The organism is Thermomicrobiales bacterium (genome assembly GCA_041390825.1).
Classification (GTDB): Bacteria; Chloroflexota; Chloroflexia; order Thermomicrobiales; family UBA6265; genus JAMLHN01.
The window spans coordinates 56,902-83,674 of record JAWKPF010000018.1; the positions used below are offsets into that span (position 1 = coordinate 56,902).

Consider the following 26,773-nt stretch of genomic DNA (forward strand, 5'->3'; position numbering starts at 1 on the left):
ATACGGGAACGACGGATGTCCTGAAGGCGAGCGTCAAACGCCAGAGTCGTCCACCAGCTCGGTGAGTACGCCGCTGCATGACTCAGGATGCAGAAAGGCAATCCGCCATCCATGGGTGCCGGTGCGGGGAGACTCGTCGATCAGACGAACCCCTGCGGATTTCAGCCGAGCCAACTCGCCATCGAGATCATGGGTGCGATACGCGACGTGGTGCATGGTGTCGCCGCGTTTCGCGAGAAACCTGGCGATCGGGCCGTCAGGATCTGTCGGGGTGATGAGCTCGATCCAGCCGGCGCCGCTGGCGAAGGTGACCGCTTCGATCTGCTGCTGGGGCAGCAACCAGCGCTCTCCACCGGAGAAGCCCAGGCGTTCATAGGCGGCCAGCGCGGCCTCCAGATCGGCGACCACGATACCGACATGATGTAGCTCGAGCCGGGAACCGATGGCGTTGCTCACTCGTCGATCTCGTCGATCGGGTCTTCTTCGTCGACGAAATCGTCCTCCATCTCGTCGAAGCTCTCGTCGGGAACCGCCGTTGGCGATCCGGCAACCACGATGCCGGCAGATGGCGCAGGGTGCTCTTTGCCGATCGGCAGCTTGTCTTCCCGCAAGATGGCGCCGCGCTTGCGGGCTCCAGTCAGCTCGAAGTAGGCACGCAGCACCTTGTCGGCAATCGGCACCGCATAGCTCGAGCCCTCACCGCCCTCCTTGAGGAAGACCGTGACGACGATCTCGGGCTCAGCGTAAGGCGCGTAGGCCGTGAACCAGGCATGCGAGTCCTGATAGGTGCCGTCGTCCCGCTTGACGCCCACTTCGGCAGTGCCGGTCTTGCCGGCGATTTCGATCTGTTCCTCGTCGCTCGGATTGGCATACGGCCACTTGCTGATGTATTGCCCGGTCTCTTTGTCCAGCGTGGAGTTGGCGGTGCCCGTTTCGACATTGACCACGCGCCACATCCCCTCGCGCACGAGATCGAGATGGTCGCTTTCCAGTTTCACCTGCCGCAAGCTTTCGGTAGCAAACGTCTGCACCGTCGCTCCCCGGTCGTCGACCGTTTCGAGCAAGAGCCGCGGACGATGGATCTTGCCACCATTGGCAATGGCGGCCGTGTTAACGGCCATCTGCAACGGCGTTGCCAGGAAGAATCCCTGACCGATCGCCGTGTTGATCGTGTCGCCCGCCGACCAGCCTTCCTCGTATTGATCGTTCTTCCATTCCGGATCGGGCACGAGGCCAACCGCCTCGAACGGCAGCTCGATGCCAGTTGCCTGGCCGAACCAAAACCGGTCGTAGAGATTGTCGTGCATCTTCTGGATGCCGAGTCCCTCGAAGAAGTGCAGGTCGCCTTTTTGTCCGGTATCGTAGAAGAGATCACGATAGTGCAGGTTCATCAGCGCGCCTTCCGGCTTCTGCTCCGGCGTGCCGACGTTGTAGAAGAAAACGTCACACGATCGTTCGAGCGCGCCGACCAGGTCGAGTGTTCCATGGCCGCCATCGGTTCGCTGCCAGCAGAGATACCGGTCGCCACGCGTCTCATCCCAGGTGTATGGCACCCAAATTCCGCTGGTGCAGGTGTAGGCAGAGTTGGCGCTGATGACGTCTTCGTGCAGTCCCGCCATCGCCATGAAGATTTTGAGGGTCGAACCGGGTGGGAAGTGATCCGCTGCGGCTTTGTTGATCAGCGGCCGGTTCTCGTCCTGGGTGTACTCGAGGTACTTGCGCGTGGAGATGCCTTCGACGAAGAGCTGGTTGTCGTAGAGCGGATAACTGGCAAGAGCGAGCACGTCGCCATTGCGCACATCGAGCACCACCACCGCGCCGGCGCCCGCCTTGTACTCGTGGCGCTCGAGTTCGGGGTCGTTTTTCTCCTGGTCCTTGAGGTAGCGGTCCTCGTTCGAGAAGAACAGCCCCTCCTCCAGGGCTGCGGTCGCCGCCGCCTGGAGTTCGAGATCGATGGTCAGTTTCAGATTTCGACCGGGGACCGGCGGGTTTTCGTAGATGAGTCTCGTCTCGATGCCCAGACCGTCGACCTCGACGAATCGGCCCCCGCGATTGCCGCGTAGCACCTTTTCCATCCACAGCTCGAGCCCGAGCTTGCCGATGGTGTCGTCGAATTCGTAATAGGACTGCCCGCCAGCCGTCTGATTCTGCGGATCCTGCCGCTCCTCTTCGATGACCGGACCGACATACCCGATCACATGGGACATGACTTCCCCGGCCGGATAGCTCCGCACCAGCGCGGTGTCGTTCAATTCGATACCCGGCAAGTAGAGCCGATTCGCTTCGAGCGTCATCGCTATCTCGCGCGAGACATCGCGCTTGATGACAACCGGCAAATCGGGCACCGCGGTGTTTTCCACCAGGTAGTCGAACCGGTTGATGACCTTGACACCCGGCAGCTCTTGCGACGCCGCGCGGAACATGGGAGCCTGGTCGTCACTGAACTGGTCGACCTCGACCAGGTAGTTGTAGAGGGATCGGATGCGCACGATGCGCAGGAACTCTTCGATCGTGTCCTTCTTGGTCAAACCGAGCAGGTTCGCCACCCGCCGGTGCACCGTCTCTTCGCTTCCTTCCGGAACTGCGCTGGGGTCGATCACCAGCACTTCCGGCAAGCGCAAGGCGGAGATGATGGTGCTGCGCACCCGCTCGCGCTCAGGAGTATCCCGCTTGGGTAGCTGCGCCGGAATCACCCGGACTTCCCAGACGCGCCGATTCTCCGCGAGGGGGCGCCCCTGCCGATCGAAGATCAGGCCACGGACCGGCTTCTCAGGCCGCCAGCTTTGCGTGGTGTTTGCGGTCTCGGCCTGGTAATAGTCGCCCCTGGCGATCTGCATATAGCCGAGTCGGGCGGCCAGGGTCGTGAACCCGGCAATAATGGCGCCCTTCATCAGGAGCACTCGCCGGTTCAGGAATATCTGATCCGACCGTTTCCACTCGGGTTTCTTGCCCTTGTTCTTTCGTTGTCCGGGCGGATCGTACGGGATCCGCTTCCGACTCCTAAGCATGACGTGAACTCACCGGCTTCTGCGCAAGGCTGCCGATCAAATAGACAGGCGGAACGATCATCACGTTGAGAATGGCCTGCAGCGCGACGATGCGGAGGAGCGGAGCAAGCGTGATCGACTCGCCTCCCGCGCTTCGCACCAAGAGTAAAACGAAGGCGTGCAGAAAGGTAGCCGCCACACATGCCACGATAGGCACAATCAAACTGCTGTGAAAGAACGCCCGCCCAGACAACGCTCCCAACAACACGACTGGCAACAGCGCGAGCGCATTCCCGCCGAGCGGATCGAGCGCCAGGGTATCCAGCAGGATGCCTACCAGGAACGCCCACAGGAGCCCTTCGCGAACCCCCCGCACAGCGCTCCAAACAAGAATGATGACGAGCGTGACATCCGGATAGATCCCGATGAGCTCGCTCGACGGAAAGACCGTTGCCTGCATGAAGGCGAAGAAGATCAGCGAGATCGCCAGAACGACCGGCGCCATCGAATCGGCTCCTCGCTAACTGCGTGGAATCGGCGCGTAGGCGGCAATCCGGCGCAGGAGCGATGGGTTGGGGTCATCTCGGCGCTCGGATCTTGCGCGGCCAACTGCTGACCGGTGCGCTTCGCGCTCCAGCCGATCATCGATCTGATCGAGCTCGGCGGCCTGCCCTCGATACTCGAGTCCCCGTGCGATCAACCAATCGGCGAGGGCGGGATTCTTGGGCAAGAGCGAACCATGGAGGTAGCAGCCAAGCGCATTCTTGTACCTGGCTCCTTCGGTGCCGTCACGGCCGTTGTTGCCCCGTCCATGCACGATACGGGCCATCGGTTCCACTCCTGGACCAAGCCAGGTCAGGCCGCTGTGGTTCTCGAAGCCGATCAGCTCGCCCCATTCGCTTTCGGCGATGACATTGCCGATGAAGCGCTCGTTGCTCGCCTCGGTTTCGACATCGAAGATGCCGATACCCGGCAAGGGCGCGGCGTCGTGCGGCCGATATGCGTGCCCGAAGAGCTGATACCCGCCGCAGACCGTCAGAGCAGCGGCGCCCCGCTCGATGGCCGATCTCAACTGCTCCCCCTTCTTTCCGGCCAGGTCGTTCGAGACCGCGATCTGTTCCTGGTCCTGCCCTCCCCCGAAGAAGAAGACATCGATGTCATCAGGGATCGCGTCGCCAATATCGAGACCGATCACATCTGCCTCGATCCCGCGCCAGGCAGCACGTTGCGAGAGCACGATGACATTTCCCCGATCACCATAGATGTTCATCTTGGTGGGATACAGCCAACCGATACGGAGCGTGCGCTTCTTGCTCATGGTTATTCCTCCCAGAACCGATCGACCGCGCCGGCATCACCGAGCGCCTCGCGGATCGCGAGCATCGCGGTATAGGTTGGCAAGATCGAAACCTCCGGCGACGCGCTCGTCTTCGCCAGGAAGTCCTTCAGCGCGCGTTCGATAGGTCCGGTCAGCGCGACGATGCGCGATTCGTCCACACCGGCGTACTTCAGCCGATTCGCCATATCCGCGCCACGGATTCCAGCCGTCGCGATGGGAAGCGCTCCGGCGGCAAGCATTTCGAAATCGACATCCCAGAGCCAGGAGACATCCCGCCCATCCGCGAACTCGTCATTGATGACGATCAAGGTGGGCGCGCCCAGCTCGCTGCCACCCCCGGTGATGGTGCGCAGCACTTCGTTGAAGCCAACCGGGTTCTTTACCAGCGCAATCGAGATGTCGCGTCCCTCGAAGTGCACCCGCTCGGCACGTCCAAACGGAGACTGGAACGCATCGAGCGCTTTCCGAATGGTGTGGGACGGAATGCCGAGCGCGAACGCAGTGGCCACCGCGGCGGTGACGTTGTAGGCGTTGTAGATTCCGGGCACATGCACGTTTGCGTCTTGCAACATCTGCCCATCGGTCGCGGTGACCGTCATCGTCAGGGCATTCATGGCGTCGAGCCGTACATCGTTGCCCACGACATCCAGCGCTGGACGCGCTGCGCCGCAGCTCTGGCAAAACCAGTCGCCCAGATGTCCGAGATAGAGTTCGCGATAGGACAGATCAGCGCCGCAGCTTCGACAGACCGCCGCATCCGCGGCGTGTGGCAGTTCAGCCAGCTTGTGCTCCGGGGCAGACAAACCGAATGTCGAACGCGCCGCGGTCAAGCCGTTGGTAATTGTGGCCAGCGTGGGGTCGTCCACATCGACGATCAAACGAGTCGATGCTGGCAATGTGGCAAACGCGGCTTTCCATTTGCGGCCAACCGTGTCCAGCTCGCCATACCGGTCGAGCTGGTCGCGAAAGAGGTTGTTGAGCACCAGCAGCTTGGGGTTGACGAGCCGGAGAATTTCCGGCAGCGCTGCCTCATCCGATTCGATGACCGCGATCTCACCGTCCGGCATCCCAGTCAACGACGAACCCTGCACGAAGGTTGCCGCCACGCCCCGCGCCAGGTTCGACCCGGAGCGATTGTGAATCACCTTCAGTCCAGCGGCCTCGATGATGTCGGCAATCATCCGTGACGTGGTCGTCTTGCCGTTTGTCCCGGCCACCACCACCGCCCCATGCGGCAACCTGCGTGCGATCTTGGACACGACCTGAGGGTCGATCTGTAATGCGACCAGCCCGGGCGCCGCTGTGCCACCCCGGCCCGAGCGCCGCAAGACCTCGAGAGTCGCTTTGGATGCGGAGATCGACGCAGCCTGGCGCACACCGCCAAGCGACGGTTTAGGAGCCACTGCTCTCCTCCCCCACGCTCACGATGACGGCGACGATCGAGAGATTGTCGAAATCGGTGGCGGGCAGAATCTGAATCGTCTGCGAGTCGGACTGATTGTCGATCGACGGTTCGCCGGTCACCTGCCCGATGATGATGGCGGGAGGAATCTGCGCGGTATCGGAAGACGTCACGATGATCTCGCCATCCTTGGGTGAAATCTCGCGGCTCACGTGACGCATCTCCATGCGGCCACCGTTCTGCCACTGCCCATATGCGATACCCGTGGCATTCGAATCCTGCAGCTCAGCGCCCACGGCAAACGTGGCATCGATCGCCAGCGTCACGCGGGCCGTGTGCTCATCGACTTCGGTCACGACACCGACCAGATAGTTGGGATCGACCACTGCCATTCCAACCTTGATCCCGTCCGCCGATCCCTTGTCGATCGTGACGAGCTTCTGCAACCCGCTCGGATCAGGATTGATGACTTTGGCGACGAGCAAGTTCCATTCCTGATGGGCCTCCTGCACACCCAGCACATCCTGGAGTTGCGCCACCGCGGCCTGTTCCGCCTTCAGCTGGGCGTTCTCGGCCTTGAGTTCGTCTCGTTCTTTGGTGACCTGCTCGAGCTGGACTTCGAGCGGTGTCGGTTCGCCGTCACGGTCGGTGACGCGGTCGATCCAGGAAACGACCGGGTCGACCGTTCCCCGCAATCCACTGCGCAACGGAGCCAGCGCGGAGCTGTTGTCGAGCGCGATCAGCGCGACGGCAGCCACGATGAAGAGGATCACGAGCAGGATCGTCTGCCGGATTCCAATCGTGGACAAGATACAAACCTCGGAATTCGATGCGGAAAACCACGCGTCAGCGCCAATGTGCGCGCAAGACGCGGCGGGCATGGCAGCATAGCATTCAGGGCCGAATTCTTCGACAAAATCCCGAATTTATGTCAGGTCGCGCAGGGGCTAGCCTGTGGGCCGTAGCTCCTGACCGCCGGCCAGCGCGCGCTCATACAGATGCAACGCTTCGGCCACGCGCCCCGTTCCGCGCGCCACACAGGTAAGGGGATCCTCGGCCCGATAGACCGGCATGCGCAGTTCGTTCTGGAGCCGCCGGTCGAGTCCATGCAGCAGCGCGCCGCCGCCCGCGAGCACGATGCCGTTCTCCATGATGTCGGCCACCAATTCCGGCGGCGTCTCTTCGATGGCGGTTTTGACCAGCTCGACAATCGTGTTCACCGGCTGGGAGATCGCGTCACGCAGCTCCACCGAGCTGACTTCGACCGCTTTCGGCAGGCCTGTGAGCAAGTCGCGTCCCCGCAAGGTGACGCGAATCTCTTCTTCGAGCGGATAGGCCGAACCAGCGGCGATCTTGGCGTTCTCCGCCGTTCGCTCGCCGATGACAAGGTTGTGATCGCGCCGGGCGTACTGAATGATCGAATCATCGATCTCGTCGCCTGCCACGCGGATCGAGTGGTTGACCACGATACCGCCCAGGGAGATGACTGCAACTTCGGTGGTTCCACCGCCGATGTCCACGATCATGCTGCCAATCGGCTCGTTGATCGGGAGCCCCGCCCCAATCGCCGCGGCCATCGGCTCTTCGATGGTGTACGCCTCGCGCGCTCCGGCAGAAAGCGCCGCGTCCTTGGCAGCGCGTTTTTCCACCTCGGTCACACCGGACGGGATACCAATCACCACGCGCGGGTGCGGCGCCATCATGCGCTGCATGTGAACCTTGCGGATGAAGTAGTGCAGCATCATCTCGACGGTGTCGAAATCTGCGATCACGCCGTCTTTCAACGGCCGCACGGCAATGATGCTCTCCGGCGTCTTGCCGACCATCGCCTTGCCCTCGACCCCCACAGCCAACGCACGCTTTGTTTTCGTGTCTATGGCAACCACGGATGGCTCGGAGATGACGATTCCCTTGCCACGAACATAGACGAGCGTATTGGCGGTGCCGAGGTCGATACCCAGGTCCCGGCTAAAGAACCCAAAGAGGGCAGCCAAAGGACGTATCATCAGTTGGAGTCTCCATCGGCGTTCTGATTACACGCCTGAGCATCGCGATTTGCCTGCAAACTCATCGCTGAACGCATGTGGCTGATACAGGAATGAGAGCGTCAAAATTATGGGAAAGTGTAGCACGCAGCTGCTACGACAATCGAATTATGACAACTTCTGCGCAGCCTCCGCGAACCCGATCGCGGACGTTATGCGCACCAATTCGACCATTCGGCAAAATACATCTGTACGTACGCCAACTCCTGAATTGCGCACAGATGCAGGAGGAAGTGCATGAGCTTCGATATTCGCCAGGCATTGCCGGACGAGCTTTCGTCCCAACTACCCGAGACTCCGCATGAGCTGCCGCTCGACCGGCAGAAGATCGTCGAGCTCGTTGCGCGGGCGCGAGCCGGGGAACGCATCGACCTCTTGAGCGAGTTGCTTGCCGCGGTCGATTGGCGGGCGGCGTTCTCAGACGACCAGGGACGGCCGCTCGACCTCGAAGAGATCTCGCGCCTCCATGCCTACTATCGGGAAAAATTCGTCGATGTTGGTCCGATCTTCCTGGCAGACCTGCTTTCGACCGAGTTCATGACGGAGCAACGCGCGCAGGGCGACATCGAGTTCAGCCCGCAACTGTTGGAGCTCTACCGCAAGTACCCCGATCTCTGGAACGAGATTCGACAGTTCTTCCGCCGCAAGGAAACGGTCACAGGACTCCTCTTGCTGGCGTCGAAAGACTCCAATCGGTAGAGGACTGGTGCACCTGGCGCTTCGACACTGGGCATCGATCACTCCGGGCGTTCGACCCAGACGGACCGGGAGAGTTGGCGGCCGATGACATGCGTCTGCGCGCCAACCTCGATGCGAGTCAGTTCGTCGAACGGGAGCCGTTCGAGAATCGTCACCTGCGCGCCCGGGATGAGTCCAAGTTCGGCCAGGTAGCGAAGCTGGACCGGATCGCGGTCCGAGACCCGCACAACGGTTGCCGGCAATCCATCCTCGAGGTCCGCCAACAACAGATCGGTGTCTTCCGGAACCACGCCATCCCGGCTGGGTATCGGATCGCCATGCGGATCTCGCGTTGGAAACCCCAGAAACAAGTCCATGCGCGCTTCGAGCTCGTCGGAGACATGGTGTTCCAGCTTCTCCGCCTCGTCATGCACCTGATCCCAGGGATAGCCGAGGGTTTCCGCCAGATAGAGCTCGAGCAACCGGTGGTGCCGCACGACTTCGAGGGCGATCTTCTCACCGGCAGGAGTGAGCTCCACACCCTGATAGCGCGTGTGCCTGACAAGACGCATCTCGTCGAGCCGTTTGACCATGTTCGTCACCGATGGCCCGGACACGCCAAGCTCATCGGCCAGCAGTTGCGTGGTCGCTGGTTTCCCGTCCATCTTCAACCGATACGCGGCCTTGAGATAGTCCTCCATGGCATGGCTGACATGAGGAAGATCGTCCGCGGACCGCTCCCTGGAAGGTCGATGACTGGGTGCTGACACGATTGCCTCGTCGTACGAACGCCTTCGACGGCGTTCCGTCTATCCGAATGCTGGTCGTCGAATCGCACGATGTCAAGCTCTTGCCGAAGCGCTGGTATCCTCTCCGATGGTCTGGCCGATCGCCGAACGAGCATGAATGTAACGAGGAGTCGAGTGTGGCGGAAGAGTTGAAAGCAGAGATTCGGGCCGAGGCCGATCTGGACGAAGACAAGGTCGTTCCGCGTGAGATTCCGGAAGGCAATCGCGTTCTCATCATCACCGCTCATCCGGACGACATGGAATTCGGCAGTGGCGGAACGGCCGCGCGTTGGTCAGACGAAGGGAAGGAAATCTGCCTTTGCGTCGTCACCGACGGATCCAGCGGTAGTGACGATCCGGCCATGACGCCGGACAAGTTGCGAGAGACGCGTCACCAGGAGCAACTGGCTGCCAACGCGATCCTCGGCATTGGAACGTTCGTCCAGCTCAACCGGCCAGACGGCATGGTGGTTCCCGATCTCGCGCTTCGGCGAGATCTGGTACGGGTCATTCGCCAGTTCCGTGCCGATGTCGTCGTCTGCCAGGACCCGACGAGCTGGTTCTTTGGAAATGAGTACATCAATCATCCCGATCACCGCGCCGTCGCCGTTGCGGCGATCGAAGCCGTGTTCCCGGCTGCAGGCAACCGAAACTACTTTCCGGAGTTGCTGGAGGAAGGACTGGAGCCGATCAAGATCAAAGAGGTCTACATCTCCACCTCAGAGAAGGCCGATGTTTGGGTCGATATCACCAATGTCATCGACCGCAAGATCGAGGCGTTACGGCAACACAAGAGCCAGATGGGCGATTGGGATCCCGGACCGACGCTTCGCAAGTGGGCGGCGGGTGACGGCGCCAAGCGCACCCCCCCGGTGGCATATGCCGAAGACTTCCGCTACATGAAGACCGAAGGTTAGCCACGACGATGCCCGAACCACTCGAGATCCAGCTGAACCATCTGCTGGCATCGCGCTCCGGCCCCACCATCGCCACTGCCGAATCGTGCACTGGCGGGACGGTGGCATCCCGAATCGCGTCGGTTTCGGGCAGCTCGGAGTATTTCCTGGGTGGAGTCGTCTCGTACTCGAACGAGGTCAAGCACAACGTGTTGGGCGTGGCCCAGTCCGTGCTGGACGAACGAGGCGCGGTCAGCCCGGAGTGCGCGCGGGCAATGGCGCTCGGCGCGCGCAGGGTAATCGGCAGCGAAATTGCCGTTTCCACGACTGGAATCGCGGGCCCCACTGGCGGAACACCGCGCAAGCCAGTCGGTCTGGTTTACATTGGTATTGCAACACCGACCTGGCTGGAAGCGTTCGAATTCCATTTCGAAGGTGACCGTGCGCGCGTAATCGACCAGGCGGCGTTCCAGGCATTGTCGATATTGCTCAAAGCGGTCGATCGGGCGATTGCCGCTGAACACACAGGGAACTAAAAGGAGCTGCTCATTGTCCTTCCCGTATGACAAGACCGTGCTCGATAACGGCGTGCGCGTCGTCACCGGCCCCATGTCGGGGGTGAAATCGGCGAGTTTGATCCTCTATTTCGATGTCGGCTCCCGCTTCGAGCAGCCGGAAGTCGCGGGCGTGTCTCACTTTCTCGAGCACATGTTGTTCAAAGGCACCACCAAGCGCCCGGACGCCATGATGATCTCGGAAGAGGTCGAGGGCGTGGGCGGCATCCTCAACGCGGGCACAGGGCGGGAATCGACCAACTACTGGGCGAAGGTCCCCAGCACCAAGACCGATCTGGCTTTCGATGTCCTCGCCGACATGTTGAACGATTCGTTGATCGATGCTGCCGAGCTCGACAAGGAACGTTCGGTCATCGTGGAGGAGATTCGCGGCACCGAGGACTCGCCGGAAGAGCTCGTGCACGAGATCATCGACGAAGTCATCTGGGGGACCGATCCGGTCGGCCGCCCTATTGCTGGTTCGGTCGAAACAGTCAACGCCATCTCACGCGAGCAAATGGTCGATTTTTGGAAGCGCAACTACCTGCCCAAGCGCATGGTGGTCGCGGCTGGGGGCGATGTGGAACACAACCACATCGTCGAGCTCTCCGAAAAGTACTTTGGCAATCTGCAACATTATGGTGAACCGGACACCTATGTGCCCGCCAAGGTCGAGCAATCCGAGAAACGGCTGCATGTCCTCGAACGGCCGACCGAACAAGCGCATCTCTGCATCGGAATGCCTGCCCTGCCCTTTACGACCGAACGGCGGTACGTGCAAGGAACCATCGAAGCGATTCTCTCCTCCGGCATGAGCTCACGGCTCTTCCAGGAGATCCGCGAGAAACGCGGTCTCGTCTATTCGGTCTACGGCTACTTCCGACCCTATGAAGATGTCGGCCAGGGGGTCATCTACGCCGGGACGGACATCAAACGGGTCCCGGAGGCGATTGGCGCGATCTGCAACGAGCTCGCCCGCCTGCGCGATGAGGGCGTTCCGCTGGACGAACTCGACCGAACGAAGGAGCTGCGCAAGGGTCGCTTGCTCATGGGCCTGGAAGACAGCCGCTCGATGGCCAGCTGGGTCGGTTCGCAAGAACTCGTATATGGCGAAATCCTCACGCCTGAGCAGGTAACAGCCAAGATCGAGGCCGTCACCGCCGAGCAGGTGCATGAACTCTCGAAGGAGCTTTTCCGGTCCGACTTGTTGAGCCTCGCGTTGATCGGTCCGTTCGAAAACGACGACCAATTCCGCGACGTGCTGACGCTGAACTAGACCGATGCGCTACGACACCTCACTGGAACTGATCGACCTGGCGCTGCGCGAAGACCTCGCGCAGGGTGACATCACCAGCGAATCGACCGTGCCCGCCGATCGTCGGGCAACGGCGATCATGCTTGCGAAGCAGGACGGAGTCATTTCCGGTTTGACGACCGCGCAGACCGTTTTCACCCGGGTCGATCCAACGGTGAGGTTCGAGCCATTCGTGGCAGACGGCGACCGGGTGACCAAAGGCGACGCATTGGCGCGAATTTCCGGCAACGCCCGCTCGATCCTGGCAGCGGAGCGAACCGCGCTCAATCTGATCCAGCGCCTGTCAGGTATCGCCACGATCACGTCCGAATATGTCGCGCAGGTCGCGGGCACGAATGCCTTAGTCATCGACACGCGAAAAACGACACCAGGTCTGCGCTATCTGGAGAAAGCTGCCGTACGTCATGGTGGCGGCAGCAATCACCGGTTCAACCTGGGCGATGCGGTGCTCATCAAGGACAACCATCTTGCCGCTATCGGCGGAGATCACCCGATTCGTGACGCGGTGACCGCCGCGAAGCGCCGTGCCCCGCATACGTCCAAGATCGAGGTCGAAGTTGTCGACCTGGCAGGCGTGCGGGAGGCATTGGACGCGCAGGCGGACATCATCATGCTCGACAACATGTCGCTGGATGAGATGCGGGAGGCTGTGAGTCTGGTCGACGGCCGCGCCCTGGTGGAAGCCTCTGGAGGGATCACGCTCGCAACACTGCGTGCTGTGGCGGAAACCGGGGTCGATCTCATCTCATCGGGAGCCTTGACGCATTCGGCCCCGTCGCTCGATATCAGTCTCGACTTTCAGCTCGATCGAACCTGAATTTTCGATGAATTCCGGTTATCCGGCTTGAATTCGCGGTTCGGCGTGCTACCATGCGGCCCGTGGTCGTTCGACGCCCATCACTCGAAAGTCGATACCCCTGCACGTCGACCCTGCCTTTCGGGCCCGCCGCTTCGGTATCTTCCGCAACGGCGCGGAAAGTTCGAGCCGCCGGGCGTTTTCCATGCCTACCGGCGCACCGGTTGCCACATCATGGCGCTGGCCGCCTTCGTCCAAGTATGTCTCGGGGGGACTATGCTGGCGTTTGGGGGAACACGCGCTGCCACACGGCGCGTATCGGCTACGAGTGTCGCTGCACTCGCATTCCTTGGTCTACTCGTTCCGCTCATTGCCCTGATCGCATTTCCGGTCAAGGCTTCTGCGCAGTCTGATTGGTCTGCCCCACGGACCGTCTTCATTCCGGAAACCGGCCAGACAATCGATGGCGTTTTCCTCGATCAGTGGCGGGCCGGCGGCGGTGCGAATGCTTATGGCAATCCGATCACCGCGGAACTCACTGAAGACGGTCACACGGTGCAGTACTACGAGTACGCCCGTTTCGAATACGTTCCCGAAGACCCGGACGGCATTGTCGTCCACCTCGGCAACATCGGAGCGGAACTGAAGCCAGTCACGGTCTTCCGCACGGTTCCGAACCTGTCCGGCGAAGGCTCGGGCGTGGGCACCCTGTCCTATCTCGCGAACGAAACGCGCGCCTGGGTTCCGCTTTCCGACTCCGAAGCCGCGCAGCCCGATAGCGCCACGCGGACCTATGTTCCGGAAACCCGCCACACGGTGCAGCACGGATTCAAGGATTTCTGGGAAAGCACCGGTGGCGCGGACTATCTGGGCAATCCGATTTCGGAAGAGTTCCAGGGAAGCAAGGGCGTGCGCTATCAGGTCTTCGAACGCGGCAAGCTCGCCTGGTCCGAAATCGATGGCGTCTACATGTTGCCGGTCGGCTCGATCCTGGCGAAGCAGTACAACCTCGACACCACCGGGACGCCGACCAGCGACTATCCCACCTACTCCGAAGACCTCTTCATTGCGCCAACACCAGAGCCTGAACCCGAGCCACAGGGCGTGTCTGGTGAGCTTTGGATCGAAGTCAATCTGAGCGCCCAGTACATGACGGTTTGGGACGGCAGCATCGTGCTGGCCGAAACCTACGTCAGCACGGGCCGCGAGGGGTTCGACACACCGCCAGGCACCTTCTACATCAACTCGAAGCTGGAGTTCCAGACGATGGAAGGGGTCCTGGGGGGCGAGTACTACAACGTGCCGGATGTCCCATGGGTCATGTACTTCACCGACATGGGACACGCCATTCATGGCACATACTGGCATGACAACTTCGGCACGCCGATGAGCCACGGCTGCATCAACCTGCCGATGGATTTCGCCGAGTGGCTCTACGGCATCGCCGATGTCGGCACCCGTGTGGAGATTCACTACTAGGCGCCCGCAGCTCCCGCCAGTCCAGATCAACGACCGGGGGCCGCATCAGCGGCCCTTGGCACATGCATTTGGGGAGCCCGGCCCACGATCCGAATCGCGCCCAGGATCGGCCCGTTGACGAGCGCGCATGGACGCTTCGGTACGCGGATGCGCGGCAGCTTGTTCAGTGCTGATCGACAGTGACCGAGGACGCCTGCTGGTGCATCGAACGCCATCCTGTCTCATGACGACAGGTAGAATTGCCACCGATACGACGCGGGAGGATGTCATGAAACCCGGAAAACTTCTCGCCATCGCGCTTCTGCTGCTCAGCTTCGTCACCGGAGCTTCTGGCGTGTTGGCCCATGCAGAGCTGGATCGTTCGCTCCCTGAATCCGACGCGAAACTCGAAACCGCCCCGATCAGGATCGAGATCTGGTTCACCGAAGAGATCGCCGAAGGGTCGAAGATCGAAGTCACCGACGCGGCTGGCACAGCAGTGCACGAGGGCGATGCCGAACTCGACTTGATGGACCCGGATCGAAAGCATTTGACCGTCGCGCTGAAGGCCGGTCTTCCTGGTGGCGTCTACACCGTGACCTGGACCTCGAAGTCGGCCGAGGACGGTGATGAGGAGTCGGGTTCGTTCCAGTTCACCGTGACGGGATCTGGCACCCCGGTCGCATCTCCGGTCTCGTCCCCGGCAGCATCGCCCACCGTCAAGGTGAGCGGCTCTCTCCAGGCACAGCCCGAGGCGGAACCTGCCGATATCGACGATCGCGCGCTTGCGATCGCCCTCGGAGCCGGAGTCCTGGCGGCGCTCTTGATCTACGGGTTCTGGCGGTTGGTGCGGCCGAAGCGCCATCCATTCGACCGCAACCCAAAGTAGTCGCAACCAACGCAATCGGCGCGGATCCGACTGATCAGGAAAGGAAGCCGGTGTGAAGATCCTCGTGGTCGGTGGGGGTTCGCGTGAGCACGCGCTCTGCTGGAAACTGGCGCAATCCCCGCTGGTCAGCGAGCTGCTCTGCACGCCGGGGAATCCAGGCACGAACGATGTCGCGCGCAATCTGCCATTTGCCGCCGACGACGTGCGGGATATCGTCGATGCGGTGCAGGAGCTCGAAATCGACCTGGTCGTTGTCGGTCCGGAGGCTCCGCTTTCGCTCGGCCTCGCCGATGAAATCGGCAGGATCGGAATCCCGTGCTTTGGTCCCACCAGAGCCGCCGCGCAGATCGAGACTAGCAAGCGTTGGGCCAAAACGATCATGGCGGCGGCTGGTGTGCCGACCGGCCGCAGCGTGGCCGTTTCCGACCTCGACACCGCGCTTTCAGAGCTCACACCGTTCGGGCTTCCTGTCGTCATCAAGGCCGATGGCCTGGCAGCTGGCAAGGGTGTGGTCGTTGCTCAGACGAGAGAAGCCGCCGAGAACGCGCTTCGTTCGTTCCTGCTGGACCGCTCGCTTGGCGAGGCTGGCGCTTGCTGCCTGATCGAGGAGTATCTTGCCGGAACCGAGCTTTCGGTCTTCGCGCTTTGCGACGGCGTCACGACCCGGCTCTTCTCCAATGCCTGTGACTACAAGCGCGTCGGCGATAACGACACGGGACCGAACACGGGCGGCATGGGCGCCTATTCGCCCGCCCCATTCGCAACTTCCGAGCTCCTGGACGAGATCATGACCACCATCATCGAGCCCACCACCGCCGCGATGCGCGCCGCGGGAGCCCCGATGATCGGAGTCATCTATGCGGGGCTGATGGTGACAGCCGACGGCCCAAAGGTCATCGAGTTCAACTGCCGCTTCGGCGATCCGGAAACCCAAGTCATGCTCCCGTTGCTGCGGAACGATCTTGCGGACCTGCTCTATCGCGCCGCGACCGGAGAACTGCACACCGTGGAGTCGATCGATCGGTCGAACGGCGCTGCGGTCGGGGTAGTCTTGGCCGCTGGTGGCTATCCTGGCGCATATGAGACCGGCCAACGTATCGAAGGGCTCGAAGAGCGGGTCGACCGAACCGTCGTCTTCCAGGCCGGGACACGCCAGGACGCGCATGGGGATATCGTGACCGCTGGTGGCCGCGTGCTGACCGTCGTTGGCACGGGTGTGGACCTGGCCGAGGCACGTGAACGTGCCTACGACCGAGTGGAAACCATCTCGTTCGAGGGAATGCACTTCCGAAGCGACATCGCAACACGCGAAATCACCGCAAACGAGACACCAGAGCGTCGAGGCGCTGTCCGGGTTACGCCTGAATGACCTCGAGCAGTTGCACCTCGGCAGTCGCCGTAACCGTCCGCATGTTTTCGGCAATTGCTTCCAGGTGCGTCCGCACGGGATCCTTGCCAATGCCCACCGGCGCATAGATGCAGACCGCCACACTGGTCGTCTCTGGCGTCACCAGGCCGTATGCGGCTGGCCCCTTGATGACCGACGTCAGGATGCCCTGTTCATCTCGCATGAACATGTCGTCCGGATCGAGCACGGCCTCCTTGCCGTTGTAGAGCGTGTAGGTCTCGGCGCCGGTGGCGGCATCGGTCAAGATCGTTGGGCCAATCGCGTCTGCATCATGCATCGCGGTGAGCAAGCCGCTTTGCAGTTCCTCGGCGAACGCGGCTTCGACCAGCGCCGCCCGTCTCGGAATCGGCTTTCCCTTCAGAGCAACCGACTCGACCTGGTGCAGAACATGGTAGTTCTGCCCAAACTGCTTGTAGAAACGGTCGTATGCGTCGAATGGCGGCAACGCGCGGATTGCCGCACGGTCAAGGCTGCTGTACCGCTCGCGCAGCCCATGCTCGATCGATTCGATTCGTGTCTCGAGGGCAGCAGCGGTGGCCGGATTGGCCACGCCGGTCACCAGCATGCAGCCAGCAACCGCTCCAGGCCACCGGTTTCGCCATCGGTCGGATACCGCGAACGTTCGCACTATTTTCATCTGAGTTCCCATTTGAGCCAGCAAACTCCCAGATTTCGAGCAACGCGCGCACAGATGATTGCCATCGAGTCAACGATCTGCAATACTGCGCATGTAGGTTCGCTCGATAGTCGATTCCGTTGTCGTCCGTTTCCCGAGAACGCTGGCCAGCCCAACGTCCCCGCTCGAATTCGGCCACACGATCGTACTGCGATTTCACCGGGGTCGCCGCGGTACGCAATATCGATAGCGAGTGAAACAGATACGACCGCGGATGCCAAGCGCTGGGGGGCGTAACCGCATCTACTGGAGGCAAGGGAGCGATGCGGAGACTTGGGGTACAGAATCGCGTGGGCGTCGTGCTGTTGGCAGCGCTCATCGCGATCATGGGGGTATCGACGGGCTGGAGCGCGAGCTCGGTAAGCGCGCAGGATGAGGCGGTCGAAGCCGCGGCGATCACGCCGGGAACGGACGCCATGGTGCTCAACGGGCCGCTCAATCAACGAGCGACGCCAAGCACAAGCGGAACCATCGTGCAGGTGCTCTCCACGGGCACGCTCGTCCAGGTCATCAGCGGCCCCACCGCCGCCAATGGTTACAACTGGTGGTATGTCACTGCCAACAGCACCAACGGCTATGTCGCCGGTGAGTTCCTCGGCGAAGTGGGGTTCATCATTGGCGACGATGTGGTGGTCACGTCGAACAACGTGAACATCCGCAGTGGCCCGGGAACCACGTATTCGATCATCGATCAGTTGGACACCGGGGCATTGGCTGAGGTCATCGGAGGACCCCAGACTGCAAATGGCTACACCTGGTACCAGATCCAGTACGCCACATCGCTGACCGGCTGGATCGCGGGACTCTATCTCGATCTTTCCAGCACACCGCCGCCGTCTGGCGCATTTGGCGTGCAGTCCTGGATTCTGGTCAACGATCCTCCGGTGAACATGCGCTCGGGCGCTGGCACGAGTTTCCCGGTGGTCATGACCCTGAACATCTATCAGGCGGTCCGCGTGACTGGCGTTCCGACCACATCGGGCGGTTATACCTGGTACCCGGTGCGCACCGCCGGCGGCACGACCGGATACGTGGCCGGCTCCTTCTTCCAGGGCGGTCTCTATCTTGGCGACTACGCTGTCGTGTCGGACGGTCCGGCGAACATTCGCGCGACCGCCAGCAGCAGCGGCACCATCATCGGCAGCGCTCCGCAGGGCGCGACGGTCTTCATCGCCAACAACACGCCGGTCTACTCCGGTGGGCAGTCGTGGTTCCGGGTGACCTACAACGGCACCACCGGTTGGACAGCAGGGTCTCTGCTCTCGCCGGAGTAACCGCTCGCAGCGACAGTTCATGGCATGGAACGGGGCGACGGCAGATACCGTCGCCCCGTTCGCGTTCCGCAAGACTCAGTACCTACCCTGCACTGAAGTCGACCCACCCCCGCTTGATCGAAAGCAATAGCGCCTGCACCCGGTCATCGACATCCAGCTTCCGAAAGATCGACGTCATGTGATTCTTGACCGTCTGCTCGTTGACGAACAAAGCGTCCGCGATCTCTCTGTTCGAGAACCCCTGCGCGACACAATCGAGCACCTCGAGCTCACGTAACGTCAGCCCCGGCGGCGCCATCCCTCCCCGAATTCGTGGGTTCGGCCGCGCCGGGGGCGTCTCAGGCTCCCAGAAGAGCGGCTGCGACCGCGCCACCCGCCGCAACGCGCGCGCCAACTGATCGGCTGACAGACGGCTCGAGACCGCTCCGGCCGCGCCGCACGCCAGAGCGCGATCATAGACATCATGATCGACATCCTCCGAGAGGAGCACAGCTGACCTCCCGGGCGCGGCGCGGAGCAACGCGGCCACGATGGCATAGCCGCTCATGCCGGCCAGATCGACATCTACGAGCATCAGGCTCGGTTTGGTGCGTTCCGCCTCTTGCATGGCCCGGTAGCCACTCGACGCCTCCCCCACCACGAGAAAGCCACCGGCGGCTTCTACCGCCATCCGGAGACCAGATCGGAAGACTGGTTGTTGATTCACGAGCAGCACACGCCTGGCGAGCATTCGGCGATTTCGCTCCCACCATCGAACGATGACGCCGGGCACGCACCCCGGCGGCTGGTTCGATAGTAGTGAGCAGAAGCGTCCGCGAACATAGTGTGATCGGCATCTCCATGCGCGACGCTAGTACTATGTACGTACATGACCTGGACGTCCGCTTTATCGTTGGAGAACGTGCTTGATCGCTTTCGACCGCATTGGCTCAGGAAAACCGGTGCTCTTTCTTCACTCAGGACTCGCCAACCGTCAGATGTGGCAACCGCAACAAGCGGATTTTGGTAAGAGATACTCCTGCTACCTGATCGACCTTCCCGGGTACGGAGACTCAGGAACGCCGAGCGGTCCGTTTTCCTATCCGGAGGAGATTAGTCGCTTCATCGAGCAGGAGATCGGGGAACCCACCGCGCTGATCGGTTCGTCATTCGGGGGATCGCAGGCATTCTTCACGGCGCTGGTAGCCCCGGAATGGTGTGGTCCGCTGGTGCTCGTATCCGCGACAGTGGCACGTCCGGAGGTCACGTCGGCAGAACTCGAAGCCGTCTGGACCGATGCGGACGCGGCCTGGGAACGGGGCGAGCACGCGCTGGCAAACGAGATCGAGATCGAAGGCTGGGTCGACGGCAAGGGGCGACGCCCTGGGCAAGCTGCCTCCCATGTCCGCGACTATTTCCGGGCTGCAAACGAGGAGATATGGGCGCGCCACGCTGCCCACCCCCTCCCGGAGGAATTGCCCGATCCGGCAGTGGAACCGGAACGCATCACGCAGCCGGTGCTGCTCGTCGACGGTCCCTACGACTTCCCTGATGTGCTGCAAAGCAACCAGACGCTGCTCGCCCGGCTTCCATCGGCGGAATACGCTTCGATTCCAGACACCGCGCATTTCCCGAGCTACGAGCAGCCGGAGACGTTCGACCGGGTTGTGTTGGAGTTTCTCGAACGAACCTGGGGGAAGTGAGGGCTCTGGAGGCGCCAGCCGGATTCGAACCGGCGATCAGGGTTTTGCAAACCCGTGCCTTACCGCTTGGCTATGGCGCCGTGCTCCCCGTTCGGGATGGCAGAGTGTACCACGGTGTTGCTCCTGCGTACGCGGCAAAGCGCGCCATCCGTACATTGGCGATCGCGGGGATACTTGAGGCGCGAACGTCGCGTAGGACGAAACGAGCGAGGGAAGAATGTCGACCGAGTCACGCAGTGAGAACGCACGCCAAACGCTCTTCGAGGCGATCGATCAGCGAACCGACGAACTCATCGAAGTCGTTGCGGAACTGGTCAAGCGCCCCAGCGAACTGGGCCACGAGGCACTCGTGCAGGAGTATGTCGCGGATCATCTGCGAGGCTCTGCCGATGAGGTCGAAGTTTGGGATCTCGATGCGTCGATCTATGCGCAACCAAACGCGGGCAATAGCGGAGTCCCTTTTCCCGGACGGCCGAATGTGACGGGGAAGATTGCTGGTGCTGGCGGCGGAAAATCGATGATCCTGAACGGGCATATCGACGTGGTCAGCGCGGAGCCTGTGGATCAATGGTCGCACGATCCATGGGGCGCGGAGATCGTCGGCGACAAGATGTTCGGACGCGGCGCGTTCGACATGAAAAGCGGCGTGGCCGCCAATCTCTTCCTGCCACGCTTGCTGAAAGACACCGGGATTCGACTCAAGGGCGACCTGACCATCCATTCCGTCATCGAGGAGGAATGCACGGGCAACGGATCGCTGGCAGCGAGTCTGCGCGATCGAGCCGATGGCGCATTGGTCACCGAATCGGTCGGACGGCGTTCTCCGATCGGGCACCTTGGGGTGATCTGGTTCCGTATCGGCATCCAGGGACGGTCCGCGCACGCGGGGTGGGCCACCCTCGGTGTGAATGCCATCGTGAAGGCGGTGCCGATCATCCAGGCGCTGCACCAGCTGGATGCCGATCTCAATCTCAATGTGCATCCTCTGTATGAGGGGATCGATCACCCGATCAATCTCAACATCGGCACCATACGCGCCGGCGATTGGCCAAGCACCGTGCCAGGGTATTGCGAAATTCGCTGCCGGGTGAGCTTCTTCCCGGATATGTCCCGCGACGAGATGCACCGCACCATCGAAACGACCATCGCCGCTGCCTGTGCCGGAGATGCGTGGCTGGAGGAGCACCCGCCGGTCGTCACCTATGACGGATTCGACACCAACGGGTGCGCGATCGATGTGGACGATCCGTTCATCCGCGCACTCGAGAACGCCAGTCTGGACGCAACCGATTTTCCCCTCGAACCCAGGATGACAACAGCTGTCAACGACATGCGCTACTACATCTTCCAGGGCGTGCCATCCACCTGCTATGGCGCGGAAGGCGGCAATGCGCATGCGGTGGACGAATGGCTCGATCTGCCGTCCATGCCTCGGTTGGCGCGCACCATGGCGTCGTTCCTGGTGGATTGGTGCGGAGTTGCGTAAAACCTACTGAAATCAGCTTGTATACTCAGCGGCGCTCGGTCGGTCACAGGGATCGAACGGGCGCCAGTCGTGGCAGACCGCGTCCATGATGAACATGGCCGGTGAGCTTCAGGAGTGCTCAAGTGAGCGAAATGTCTCCAGCGGATACTCGGGTTTTCCTCTTCCACAGCGCGAACGCGGCGGCCGATGCCAGCGGCGCGATGGACAAGGTGAACGCCTGGCTCGGAAAGGACCGCAGCAACTCGGCCTATCCGAACCTCAAGATCACCGACATCACGGTGACCTCTGACGGAACAGGCGGCGTCTACACACTCGTCGTGTGCAATCTCGGCGCCAGCAAGCCGCGCGAGGATTTCTAGTTCGGAATCTCCCCGAATGAACCAGGCGGGCCAGGCGACACGCGTCGCCGGGCCCGCGTGCGTTTTGGCCCCGAGACCCGATGTCTAGACTTCCCGGCATTCGCTCTCAGAATCTGGCTCCCCCAACCGACGAGCATTGCCTCCGGGTTCCCGAACAATGACGCACAGGATTGTTCGGTTCGCAGGCGGATCCTCCAGTGCATAGCAGGCAGCATGCGGCACACGGCATGCAGAGACACCGTGCGCCTGTACGCCAGACAGGTCGACACTGGCGCACTTCCCACATGAGAAGCCGAATCGAGCCGAGTGCTCAGTTACACTTTGTAAGTTCCCGGGTTCCCACGCGGAATCGGGATTCGGAAATCCTTCAACCGCGGCGCCACGCAGAAAGTTCACATGACCGATACAAACACCACGCTCGACAAGGAATCCGTCCTCGAGCTGTTGAAGACCGTCGACGAGCCGGAGTTGGGCCAGAGCCTGGTGGAGCTCAAGATGGTGAAAGATGTGATCGTCGATGGCGGCAACGTGACCGTATTCATCGAGCTCCCAACACCTGCTTCGACCTCGAAACCGAAGATCCAGGAGGATGTCACCGAGCGGCTCACCCAGAACGGAGCCACCACAGTCGACATCGAATGGAGCGCCAAGGTTCGTTCCAGCGGTGGCGGCCGCATGGACGCGCAGCCCATCAAGGGCGTGAAAAACGCCGTTGCCGTCGCGTCTGGCAAGGGTGGTGTCGGCAAATCGACCGTGGCGGTGAATATTGCTGTCGCGCTGGCGCGTACCGGCGCGAAGGTCGGGTTGCTGGACGCCGACGTCTACGGTCCAAGCATCCCGCTCATGATGGGCACGCACGACCGCCCGATCATGAAAGACAACCGCATTCTCCCAATCGAGGCCCATGGCGTGAAGCTGATGAGCATCGGCTTCATTCTCGACCCAGAAAAGGCGCTCATTTGGCGCGGGCCGCTGGTGGCGCAGTTGATCACCCAGTTCCTGAACGATGTCGACTGGGGCGATCTCGACTATCTCATCATCGACCTGCCGCCCGGCACCGGTGACGCGCAGCTCACCCTCGTCCAGCGCATTCCCATTTCGGGCGCGGTCATCGTCACCACCCCGCAGGACGTCGCGCTGGCGGATGCGCTCAAGGGTCTCAAGATGTTCGAGGAGGTCAAGACGCCGATCCTGGGCATTGTCGAGAACATGAGCGGCTTCGTCTGCCCGGTGTGTGGCACCAACCACGATATCTTCGACACTGGGGGAGGCGAGCGCATTGCCCGGGAGCACAATGTCGAGCTGTTGGGCAAGATTCCGCTGGAACCGCTCGTGCGCGCCGGGGGAGACACTGGCAGCCCGATCGTGGTGGCCAATCCGGACACCGCCACCGCCAAAGCCTTCGATCAGGCGGCGGCGCGTGTCGCCACTCGCCTGGCAATCGACGCCACGAAGAAGCCACGAAAACCGACGATCATGCTGAAGACGGTGTAGACAGCATCGATTGCGTATACCACAGCTGAGCAGCATGGCAGTGCCGTTGGTCAGAGCGACCAGCGGCACAGCCATCTTGCTCGAAATGCGGCTCACGCGGCGTCCTCGAAGCTGGTCAATGTCGGGAGGGCTCGAGCGAACACGGTAGCCTCTCCCTGCGAACGTCCTCGGGCTCGTCCCAAATACCACGTTCGGTGCATTCAAGAACAAGCGCCAGCAGTGTTTACTTGGTGTGTACGAAGCAACGTATCGCCAGGTCGCTTTGCCGGCGTCGCTCGATGCGAGAAGACGGCCCATGAAGGCCATGGATGTCGAGCGCGGGAGCTTGACAGGGCCGGAAAGCCACGATGCGGACGAACGCCACGTCAGCCCTGTTCGCTGACGTGCCGGTCAGCAATCGAACGCACGCTGATTCGACCAACGTGAATCGGCAGAGACGAAGAGATCGCCCGAGCATGGAGTAACGACCGGCATGGATCAGATCAAGAACTCGTTGAGCGGCCTGGGCCAGCGCGTGGGGCTGAAGAGAAAGCTCCCGGTCAGCAAGCAGGACGGCCTGGCAGCAATCACGGTCGGCATCGCGAATGTTCCCGATGGGATGGCGTCGGGTGTGCTGGCTGGAGTCAACCCGGTCTATGGCATCTACACGCTCATGGTCGGAACACCGATCGCCGCCCTGACCTGCTCGACGCAGCTCATGATGTTCAACACCACCAGCGCCATGACGCTTGTAGCGACAGATGCGCTTGGAACGAGAACGGGTGACGACCGGGTTCACGCGCTGATCGCCGTGGCGCTGATCGCAGGCGTGTTTCAGCTGGCGATGGGTCTGCTCGGGTTGGGCATGATCATCAAGTTCGTTTCGAACGCGGTCATGGTTGGATTTCTCACAGGGATTGCGGCCCTCATCATCATGGGGCAGCTGTGGGACCTGACCGGGTATGTGGGCGAAGGTGGAACCAAACTCGAAAAGACCGCGCAACTTCTGACGAACTTGCGCGATGTCGACATACCAACCACCGCCATAGGGGTTGGCAGCATCGTGCTGATGGTTCTCTTGGGGCGAACCAGGTTCGCTTCGTTCAACTTGCTCATCGCGCTGGCGGCTGCCGCCGCCGTGCAATGGATTTTCGACTTTTCCAGTGTCAGCCTGGTTAGCGAGATTCCCCGCGAGCTGCCTTCGATCCAGCTTCCGGAACTCTCGGTTGTGCCAGCCATGCTGCTGGCAGGTGTCGCAACCGGCGTGGTTGGCCTCCTGCAAGCGGCTGGCGTGGCGCAGGCGTTCCCAAACCCCGATGGCAGCGAAACGAGCAATAGCCGCGACTTCATGGGACAGGGCATTGCCAATATCGCTTCGTCGTTCTTCCGCGGAATGGCCGGTGGGGGGTCGCTCTCGGGGACCGCGCTGAATGTGAGCGCGGGCGCCCGATCGCGCTATGCCGCGGTGATCCAGGCGGTCGTCGTTGTCATCGTGGTGCTGGTTTTCAGCGATTTGCTGAGCATGATCCCGAACGCGGCGCTGGCCGCCCTCCTGATCTATGCCGCTGCCCTGTCGATCAAATGGGATGCGATCGGCGCGGTGCGGCGCACCTCGTCGATGTCGATGGCGGCGATGGTGCTGACCTTTCTTGCCACGCTCGTCGTGCCGCTGCAGCAGGCCGTCATTTTCGGGGTCGTTGTCGCCAGCGTTCTCTTCATCTACCGGTCCAGCACGGATATCAGGATTCAGCAGGTCTCGATCGACGGCAATCGCCTGATCATTTCCGATCCCCCGAAAGCGTTGACAGACAACTCGGTAACCGTCCTCGATGTCGAGGGCAATCTCTTCTATGCCGGCGCGCGAACCCTGAGTGAGAAGCTGCCAGATGCAACCGCTGCCGTCCACTCGGTCGTCGTCCTGCGGCTCCGCGAACAAGCGGAGGTCGGCAGCACCTTCTTCAAGGTGGTCGGCAAGTATGCCGAGCAGCTCCGCGGCCAGGGTGGCCGGCTCATCCTCACCGGGGTCGCGCCGCAGGCACGAGAGCGCATGCAGCGGACCGGCAATCTCGACCTGATCGGTGAAGAAAACGTGCTGCTGGCCAATCAGGTGCTGGGACAATCGACAATCGCTGGATACCAGGCGGGAACCGAATGGTTACTCGGCACGATGCCAGCCGAAACGCTGCTCGAGGCGGATGCCACTCAGCCTGAACCAGCAACAGTAGCTGCCGCCGAGCCTGCCCAATCAGCGGACCAACCCGGCGCCATGGCGTCAGTCTTTGCCGACCGTTCGAATCTGCTGGCACACGCCAAGAACTTCCTGGACGCCAATCTCCTCGGAGACCGTGCCACGACCTGGAGATCGGCAGCGGTGGCTGGCATTGTCATCCTGGCCACCGGTCTCATCGGTGTGCTCTCTCCCGGCCTGCTGGACAACGTCTTTCTCTGGTTGACCGGGGTGATCCTCGTACTCGTTTCCGGCTTCTGGATCTACCAATCACTGTTGCATGCAGTGGCGGTGCCGGCCATGGGCGCCCGCTTGCGGATGTTCTCCGCGGGAATCGCCATGATGGCGGGCATTGCCCTCATTCTGGCCGAGTTGGCTGTTGACATGACGACTGGCTCCGCCAGACTCATTTTGGGATGCGGACTCATCTTGATCGGCAGCGCCGGCATCGTGGGGGCCTGGTACCTTCCCGAAGGCACACCAGACCGGCTGGCTGCCATCGGGGTCAACGGGGTCATCATCGCCCTGGGCGTGTTCATTCTCATCCAGGTGGACGACTCCCGGTCGTTCTTCGAGCAGCTGATGTGGTTGATGGTTGTAGGCGGTGGAGCACTGTTGGCGTATGCCTTTTTCGGCTTTCGCCAGATGCGCCATGCACTTTCCGATTCGTCCGCACCGGACGAATCGTCATGACCGGTCAGGCTGAATGCGCAGCAATATCCACCGCCACGGAGAACAGTGTGCTCGTCCGCCAGGCAAGGGAAAATCGGGAGAGCGGCTAAACCGCTTCGTCCCAGAAGAGGCGACGGAACTCGGTGGTGTCGTAGTAGCCGACGATGCTGATGATTTTGCCGTTGACCACGCGGAAGATGGCCACCTGCTCCGATAGCATCTCGCGCCCAAGGCGGTCGGAAAACTCGCGGAAAACGAACTGCACCGCCGCGCGATCGGTGGTGGCGATGATGTCGCTCACCTCCCAGTGCGCTTCCGGATAGGACGACACCACGGTGCCGAAATACGAAACGATCTCATCTGCCGGTC

The 26,773-nt window shown here is 61.7% G+C and carries 25 protein-coding genes and 1 tRNA gene; 14 read left to right on the forward strand and 12 right to left on the reverse strand.

Annotated features, from left to right (window positions below; translation table 11 throughout):
* Positions 1 to 33: 33 nt before the first annotated feature.
* The 7 genes from mce to R2855_11365 all read right to left on the reverse strand — a co-directional run bounded on the left by mce (position 34) and on the right by R2855_11365 (position 7,734).
* A complete protein-coding gene (mce, locus tag R2855_11335; protein MEZ4531603.1) occupies positions 34 to 456 on the reverse strand; it encodes a methylmalonyl-CoA epimerase in 423 nt (140 codons plus the stop codon).
* The gene (gene mrdA, locus R2855_11340; protein MEZ4531604.1) at positions 453 to 3,008 is read right to left on the reverse strand and encodes a penicillin-binding protein 2; all 2,556 of its coding nucleotides are present in this window, start codon (positions 3,006 to 3,008) and stop codon (positions 453 to 455) included. Before mrdA ends, mce begins: the two co-directional genes overlap by 4 nt.
* Positions 3,001 to 3,492, reverse strand: coding sequence for a rod shape-determining protein MreD (gene mreD / locus R2855_11345; protein MEZ4531605.1), 492 nt, complete (start codon positions 3,490 to 3,492; stop codon positions 3,001 to 3,003). Before mreD ends, mrdA begins: the two co-directional genes overlap by 8 nt.
* A 15-nt stretch (positions 3,493 to 3,507) precedes the next feature.
* Positions 3,508 to 4,305: a glutamine amidotransferase gene (locus R2855_11350; GenBank protein MEZ4531606.1), complete on the reverse strand. Its 798-nt coding sequence runs from the start codon at positions 4,303 to 4,305 to the stop codon at positions 3,508 to 3,510.
* A gap of 2 nt (positions 4,306 to 4,307) precedes the next feature.
* The gene (locus tag R2855_11355) at positions 4,308 to 5,729 is read right to left on the reverse strand and encodes a MurT ligase domain-containing protein (GenBank protein MEZ4531607.1); all 1,422 of its coding nucleotides are present in this window, start codon (positions 5,727 to 5,729) and stop codon (positions 4,308 to 4,310) included.
* Positions 5,719 to 6,537, reverse strand: a complete 819-nt coding sequence (gene mreC, locus R2855_11360; GenBank protein MEZ4531608.1) for a rod shape-determining protein MreC — start codon at positions 6,535 to 6,537, stop codon at positions 5,719 to 5,721. Before mreC ends, R2855_11355 begins: the two co-directional genes overlap by 11 nt.
* 138 nt (positions 6,538 to 6,675) lie before the next feature.
* Positions 6,676 to 7,734 (reverse strand): rod shape-determining protein, encoded by a 1,059-nt coding sequence (locus tag R2855_11365; GenBank protein MEZ4531609.1) that lies wholly within the window; start codon positions 7,732 to 7,734, stop codon positions 6,676 to 6,678.
* Positions 7,735 to 8,010: 276 nt separating this feature from the next.
* Between R2855_11365 and R2855_11370 the strand changes: the two genes are divergently transcribed.
* The gene (locus R2855_11370) at positions 8,011 to 8,472 is read left to right on the forward strand and encodes a hypothetical protein (GenBank protein ID MEZ4531610.1); all 462 of its coding nucleotides are present in this window, start codon (positions 8,011 to 8,013) and stop codon (positions 8,470 to 8,472) included.
* A gap of 38 nt (positions 8,473 to 8,510) precedes the next feature.
* On the opposite strand, the gene R2855_11375 is transcribed toward R2855_11370, so the two are convergent.
* Entirely contained in the window at positions 8,511 to 9,221 is a 711-nt protein-coding gene (locus R2855_11375; GenBank protein ID MEZ4531611.1) for a metal-dependent transcriptional regulator, read from the reverse strand.
* Positions 9,222 to 9,376: 155 nt separating this feature from the next.
* Between R2855_11375 and R2855_11380 the strand changes: the two genes are divergently transcribed.
* From R2855_11380 to purD, 7 genes are all read left to right on the forward strand, one after another.
* Positions 9,377 to 10,156 (forward strand): PIG-L deacetylase family protein, encoded by a 780-nt coding sequence (locus tag R2855_11380; protein MEZ4531612.1) that lies wholly within the window; start codon positions 9,377 to 9,379, stop codon positions 10,154 to 10,156.
* Between the two features lie 8 nt (positions 10,157 to 10,164).
* Positions 10,165 to 10,671, forward strand: coding sequence for a CinA family protein (locus R2855_11385; GenBank protein MEZ4531613.1), 507 nt, complete (start codon positions 10,165 to 10,167; stop codon positions 10,669 to 10,671).
* A 13-nt stretch (positions 10,672 to 10,684) separates the two neighbouring features.
* Positions 10,685 to 11,965, forward strand: a complete 1,281-nt coding sequence (locus R2855_11390) for a pitrilysin family protein (protein ID MEZ4531614.1) — start codon at positions 10,685 to 10,687, stop codon at positions 11,963 to 11,965.
* Between the two features lie 4 nt (positions 11,966 to 11,969).
* A complete protein-coding gene (nadC, locus tag R2855_11395) occupies positions 11,970 to 12,821 on the forward strand; it encodes a carboxylating nicotinate-nucleotide diphosphorylase (GenBank protein MEZ4531615.1) in 852 nt (283 codons plus the stop codon).
* Between the two features lie 255 nt (positions 12,822 to 13,076).
* Positions 13,077 to 14,279 carry a L,D-transpeptidase family protein gene (locus R2855_11400; protein MEZ4531616.1) on the forward strand — a complete coding sequence of 401 codons (1,203 nt, stop codon included), beginning with the start codon at positions 13,077 to 13,079 and terminating at the stop codon, positions 14,277 to 14,279.
* Between the two features lie 268 nt (positions 14,280 to 14,547).
* Positions 14,548 to 15,147, forward strand: a complete 600-nt coding sequence (locus R2855_11405; GenBank protein ID MEZ4531617.1) for a copper resistance protein CopC — start codon at positions 14,548 to 14,550, stop codon at positions 15,145 to 15,147.
* A gap of 52 nt (positions 15,148 to 15,199) precedes the next feature.
* Positions 15,200 to 16,516 (forward strand): phosphoribosylamine--glycine ligase, encoded by a 1,317-nt coding sequence (purD, locus tag R2855_11410; protein ID MEZ4531618.1) that lies wholly within the window; start codon positions 15,200 to 15,202, stop codon positions 16,514 to 16,516.
* Here purD and R2855_11415 read toward each other — a convergent pair.
* On the reverse strand, positions 16,503 to 17,120 hold the full coding sequence (locus R2855_11415; protein MEZ4531619.1) for a hypothetical protein: 618 nt from the start codon (positions 17,118 to 17,120) through the stop codon (positions 16,503 to 16,505). The genes purD and R2855_11415 overlap by 14 nt on opposite strands.
* A 374-nt stretch (positions 17,121 to 17,494) precedes the next feature.
* On the opposite strand from R2855_11415, the gene R2855_11420 reads away from it, so the two are divergent.
* Positions 17,495 to 18,505 carry an SH3 domain-containing protein gene (locus R2855_11420; GenBank protein MEZ4531620.1) on the forward strand — a complete coding sequence of 337 codons (1,011 nt, stop codon included), beginning with the start codon at positions 17,495 to 17,497 and terminating at the stop codon, positions 18,503 to 18,505.
* An 82-nt stretch (positions 18,506 to 18,587) separates the two neighbouring features.
* Here R2855_11420 and R2855_11425 read toward each other — a convergent pair whose 3' ends face one another.
* Positions 18,588 to 19,211, reverse strand: coding sequence for a response regulator transcription factor (locus R2855_11425; GenBank protein ID MEZ4531621.1), 624 nt, complete (start codon positions 19,209 to 19,211; stop codon positions 18,588 to 18,590).
* Positions 19,212 to 19,410: 199 nt separating this feature from the next.
* Here R2855_11425 and R2855_11430 point away from each other — a divergent pair, with 199 nt between their 5' ends.
* Positions 19,411 to 20,187 carry an alpha/beta hydrolase gene (locus R2855_11430; protein ID MEZ4531622.1) on the forward strand — a complete coding sequence of 259 codons (777 nt, stop codon included), beginning with the start codon at positions 19,411 to 19,413 and terminating at the stop codon, positions 20,185 to 20,187.
* Between the two features lie 6 nt (positions 20,188 to 20,193).
* Here R2855_11430 and R2855_11435 read toward each other — a convergent pair.
* Positions 20,194 to 20,267: transfer RNA gene (locus R2855_11435), tRNA-Cys, on the reverse strand.
* Between the two features lie 137 nt (positions 20,268 to 20,404).
* Here R2855_11435 and R2855_11440 point away from each other — a divergent pair.
* From R2855_11440 to R2855_11455, 4 genes are all read left to right on the forward strand, one after another.
* Positions 20,405 to 21,673: an ArgE/DapE family deacylase gene (locus tag R2855_11440; GenBank protein MEZ4531623.1), complete on the forward strand. Its 1,269-nt coding sequence runs from the start codon at positions 20,405 to 20,407 to the stop codon at positions 21,671 to 21,673.
* Between the two features lie 122 nt (positions 21,674 to 21,795).
* Complete coding sequence (locus tag R2855_11445) at positions 21,796 to 22,032, forward strand: hypothetical protein (protein MEZ4531624.1); 237 nt, start codon at positions 21,796 to 21,798, stop codon at positions 22,030 to 22,032.
* A 396-nt stretch (positions 22,033 to 22,428) separates the two neighbouring features.
* The gene (gene apbC, locus R2855_11450) at positions 22,429 to 23,526 is read left to right on the forward strand and encodes an iron-sulfur cluster carrier protein ApbC (protein ID MEZ4531625.1); all 1,098 of its coding nucleotides are present in this window, start codon (positions 22,429 to 22,431) and stop codon (positions 23,524 to 23,526) included.
* Positions 23,527 to 23,998: 472 nt separating this feature from the next.
* The gene (locus R2855_11455) at positions 23,999 to 26,425 is read left to right on the forward strand and encodes a SulP family inorganic anion transporter (GenBank protein MEZ4531626.1); all 2,427 of its coding nucleotides are present in this window, start codon (positions 23,999 to 24,001) and stop codon (positions 26,423 to 26,425) included.
* An 85-nt stretch (positions 26,426 to 26,510) separates the two neighbouring features.
* On the opposite strand, the gene R2855_11460 is transcribed toward R2855_11455, so the two are convergent.
* Positions 26,511 to 26,773, reverse strand: a 263-nt coding sequence (locus R2855_11460; GenBank protein MEZ4531627.1) for a nuclear transport factor 2 family protein, incomplete at its 5' end; no start/stop codon positions are given.

Bases quoted from the DNA above. Each gene is read 5' to 3' on its own strand.
- apbC (MEZ4531625.1), top strand. From the start codon at position 22,429: ATGACCGATACAAACACCACGCTCGACAAGGAATCCGTCCTCGAGCTG.
- R2855_11455 (MEZ4531626.1), top strand. From the start codon at position 23,999: ATGGATCAGATCAAGAACTCGTTGAGCGGCCTGGGCCAGCGCGTGGGG.
- R2855_11385 (MEZ4531613.1), top strand. From the start codon at position 10,165: ATGCCCGAACCACTCGAGATCCAGCTGAACCATCTGCTGGCATCGCGC.
- R2855_11415 (MEZ4531619.1), bottom strand. From the start codon at position 17,120: ATGCTGGTGACCGGCGTGGCCAATCCGGCCACCGCTGCTGCCCTCGAG.
- R2855_11365 (MEZ4531609.1), bottom strand. From the start codon at position 7,734: ATGATACGTCCTTTGGCTGCCCTCTTTGGGTTCTTTAGCCGGGACCTG.
- R2855_11400 (MEZ4531616.1), top strand. From the start codon at position 13,077: ATGCTGGCGTTTGGGGGAACACGCGCTGCCACACGGCGCGTATCGGCT.
- mreD (MEZ4531605.1), bottom strand. From the start codon at position 3,492: ATGGCGCCGGTCGTTCTGGCGATCTCGCTGATCTTCTTCGCCTTCATG.
- R2855_11440 (MEZ4531623.1), top strand. From the start codon at position 20,405: ATGTCGACCGAGTCACGCAGTGAGAACGCACGCCAAACGCTCTTCGAG.
- mrdA (MEZ4531604.1), bottom strand. From the start codon at position 3,008: ATGCTTAGGAGTCGGAAGCGGATCCCGTACGATCCGCCCGGACAACGA.
- R2855_11405 (MEZ4531617.1), top strand. From the start codon at position 14,548: ATGAAACCCGGAAAACTTCTCGCCATCGCGCTTCTGCTGCTCAGCTTC.
- R2855_11420 (MEZ4531620.1), top strand. From the start codon at position 17,495: ATGCGGAGACTTGGGGTACAGAATCGCGTGGGCGTCGTGCTGTTGGCA.
- R2855_11350 (MEZ4531606.1), bottom strand. From the start codon at position 4,305: ATGAGCAAGAAGCGCACGCTCCGTATCGGTTGGCTGTATCCCACCAAG.
- nadC (MEZ4531615.1), top strand. From the start codon at position 11,970: ATGCGCTACGACACCTCACTGGAACTGATCGACCTGGCGCTGCGCGAA.
- R2855_11370 (MEZ4531610.1), top strand. From the start codon at position 8,011: ATGAGCTTCGATATTCGCCAGGCATTGCCGGACGAGCTTTCGTCCCAA.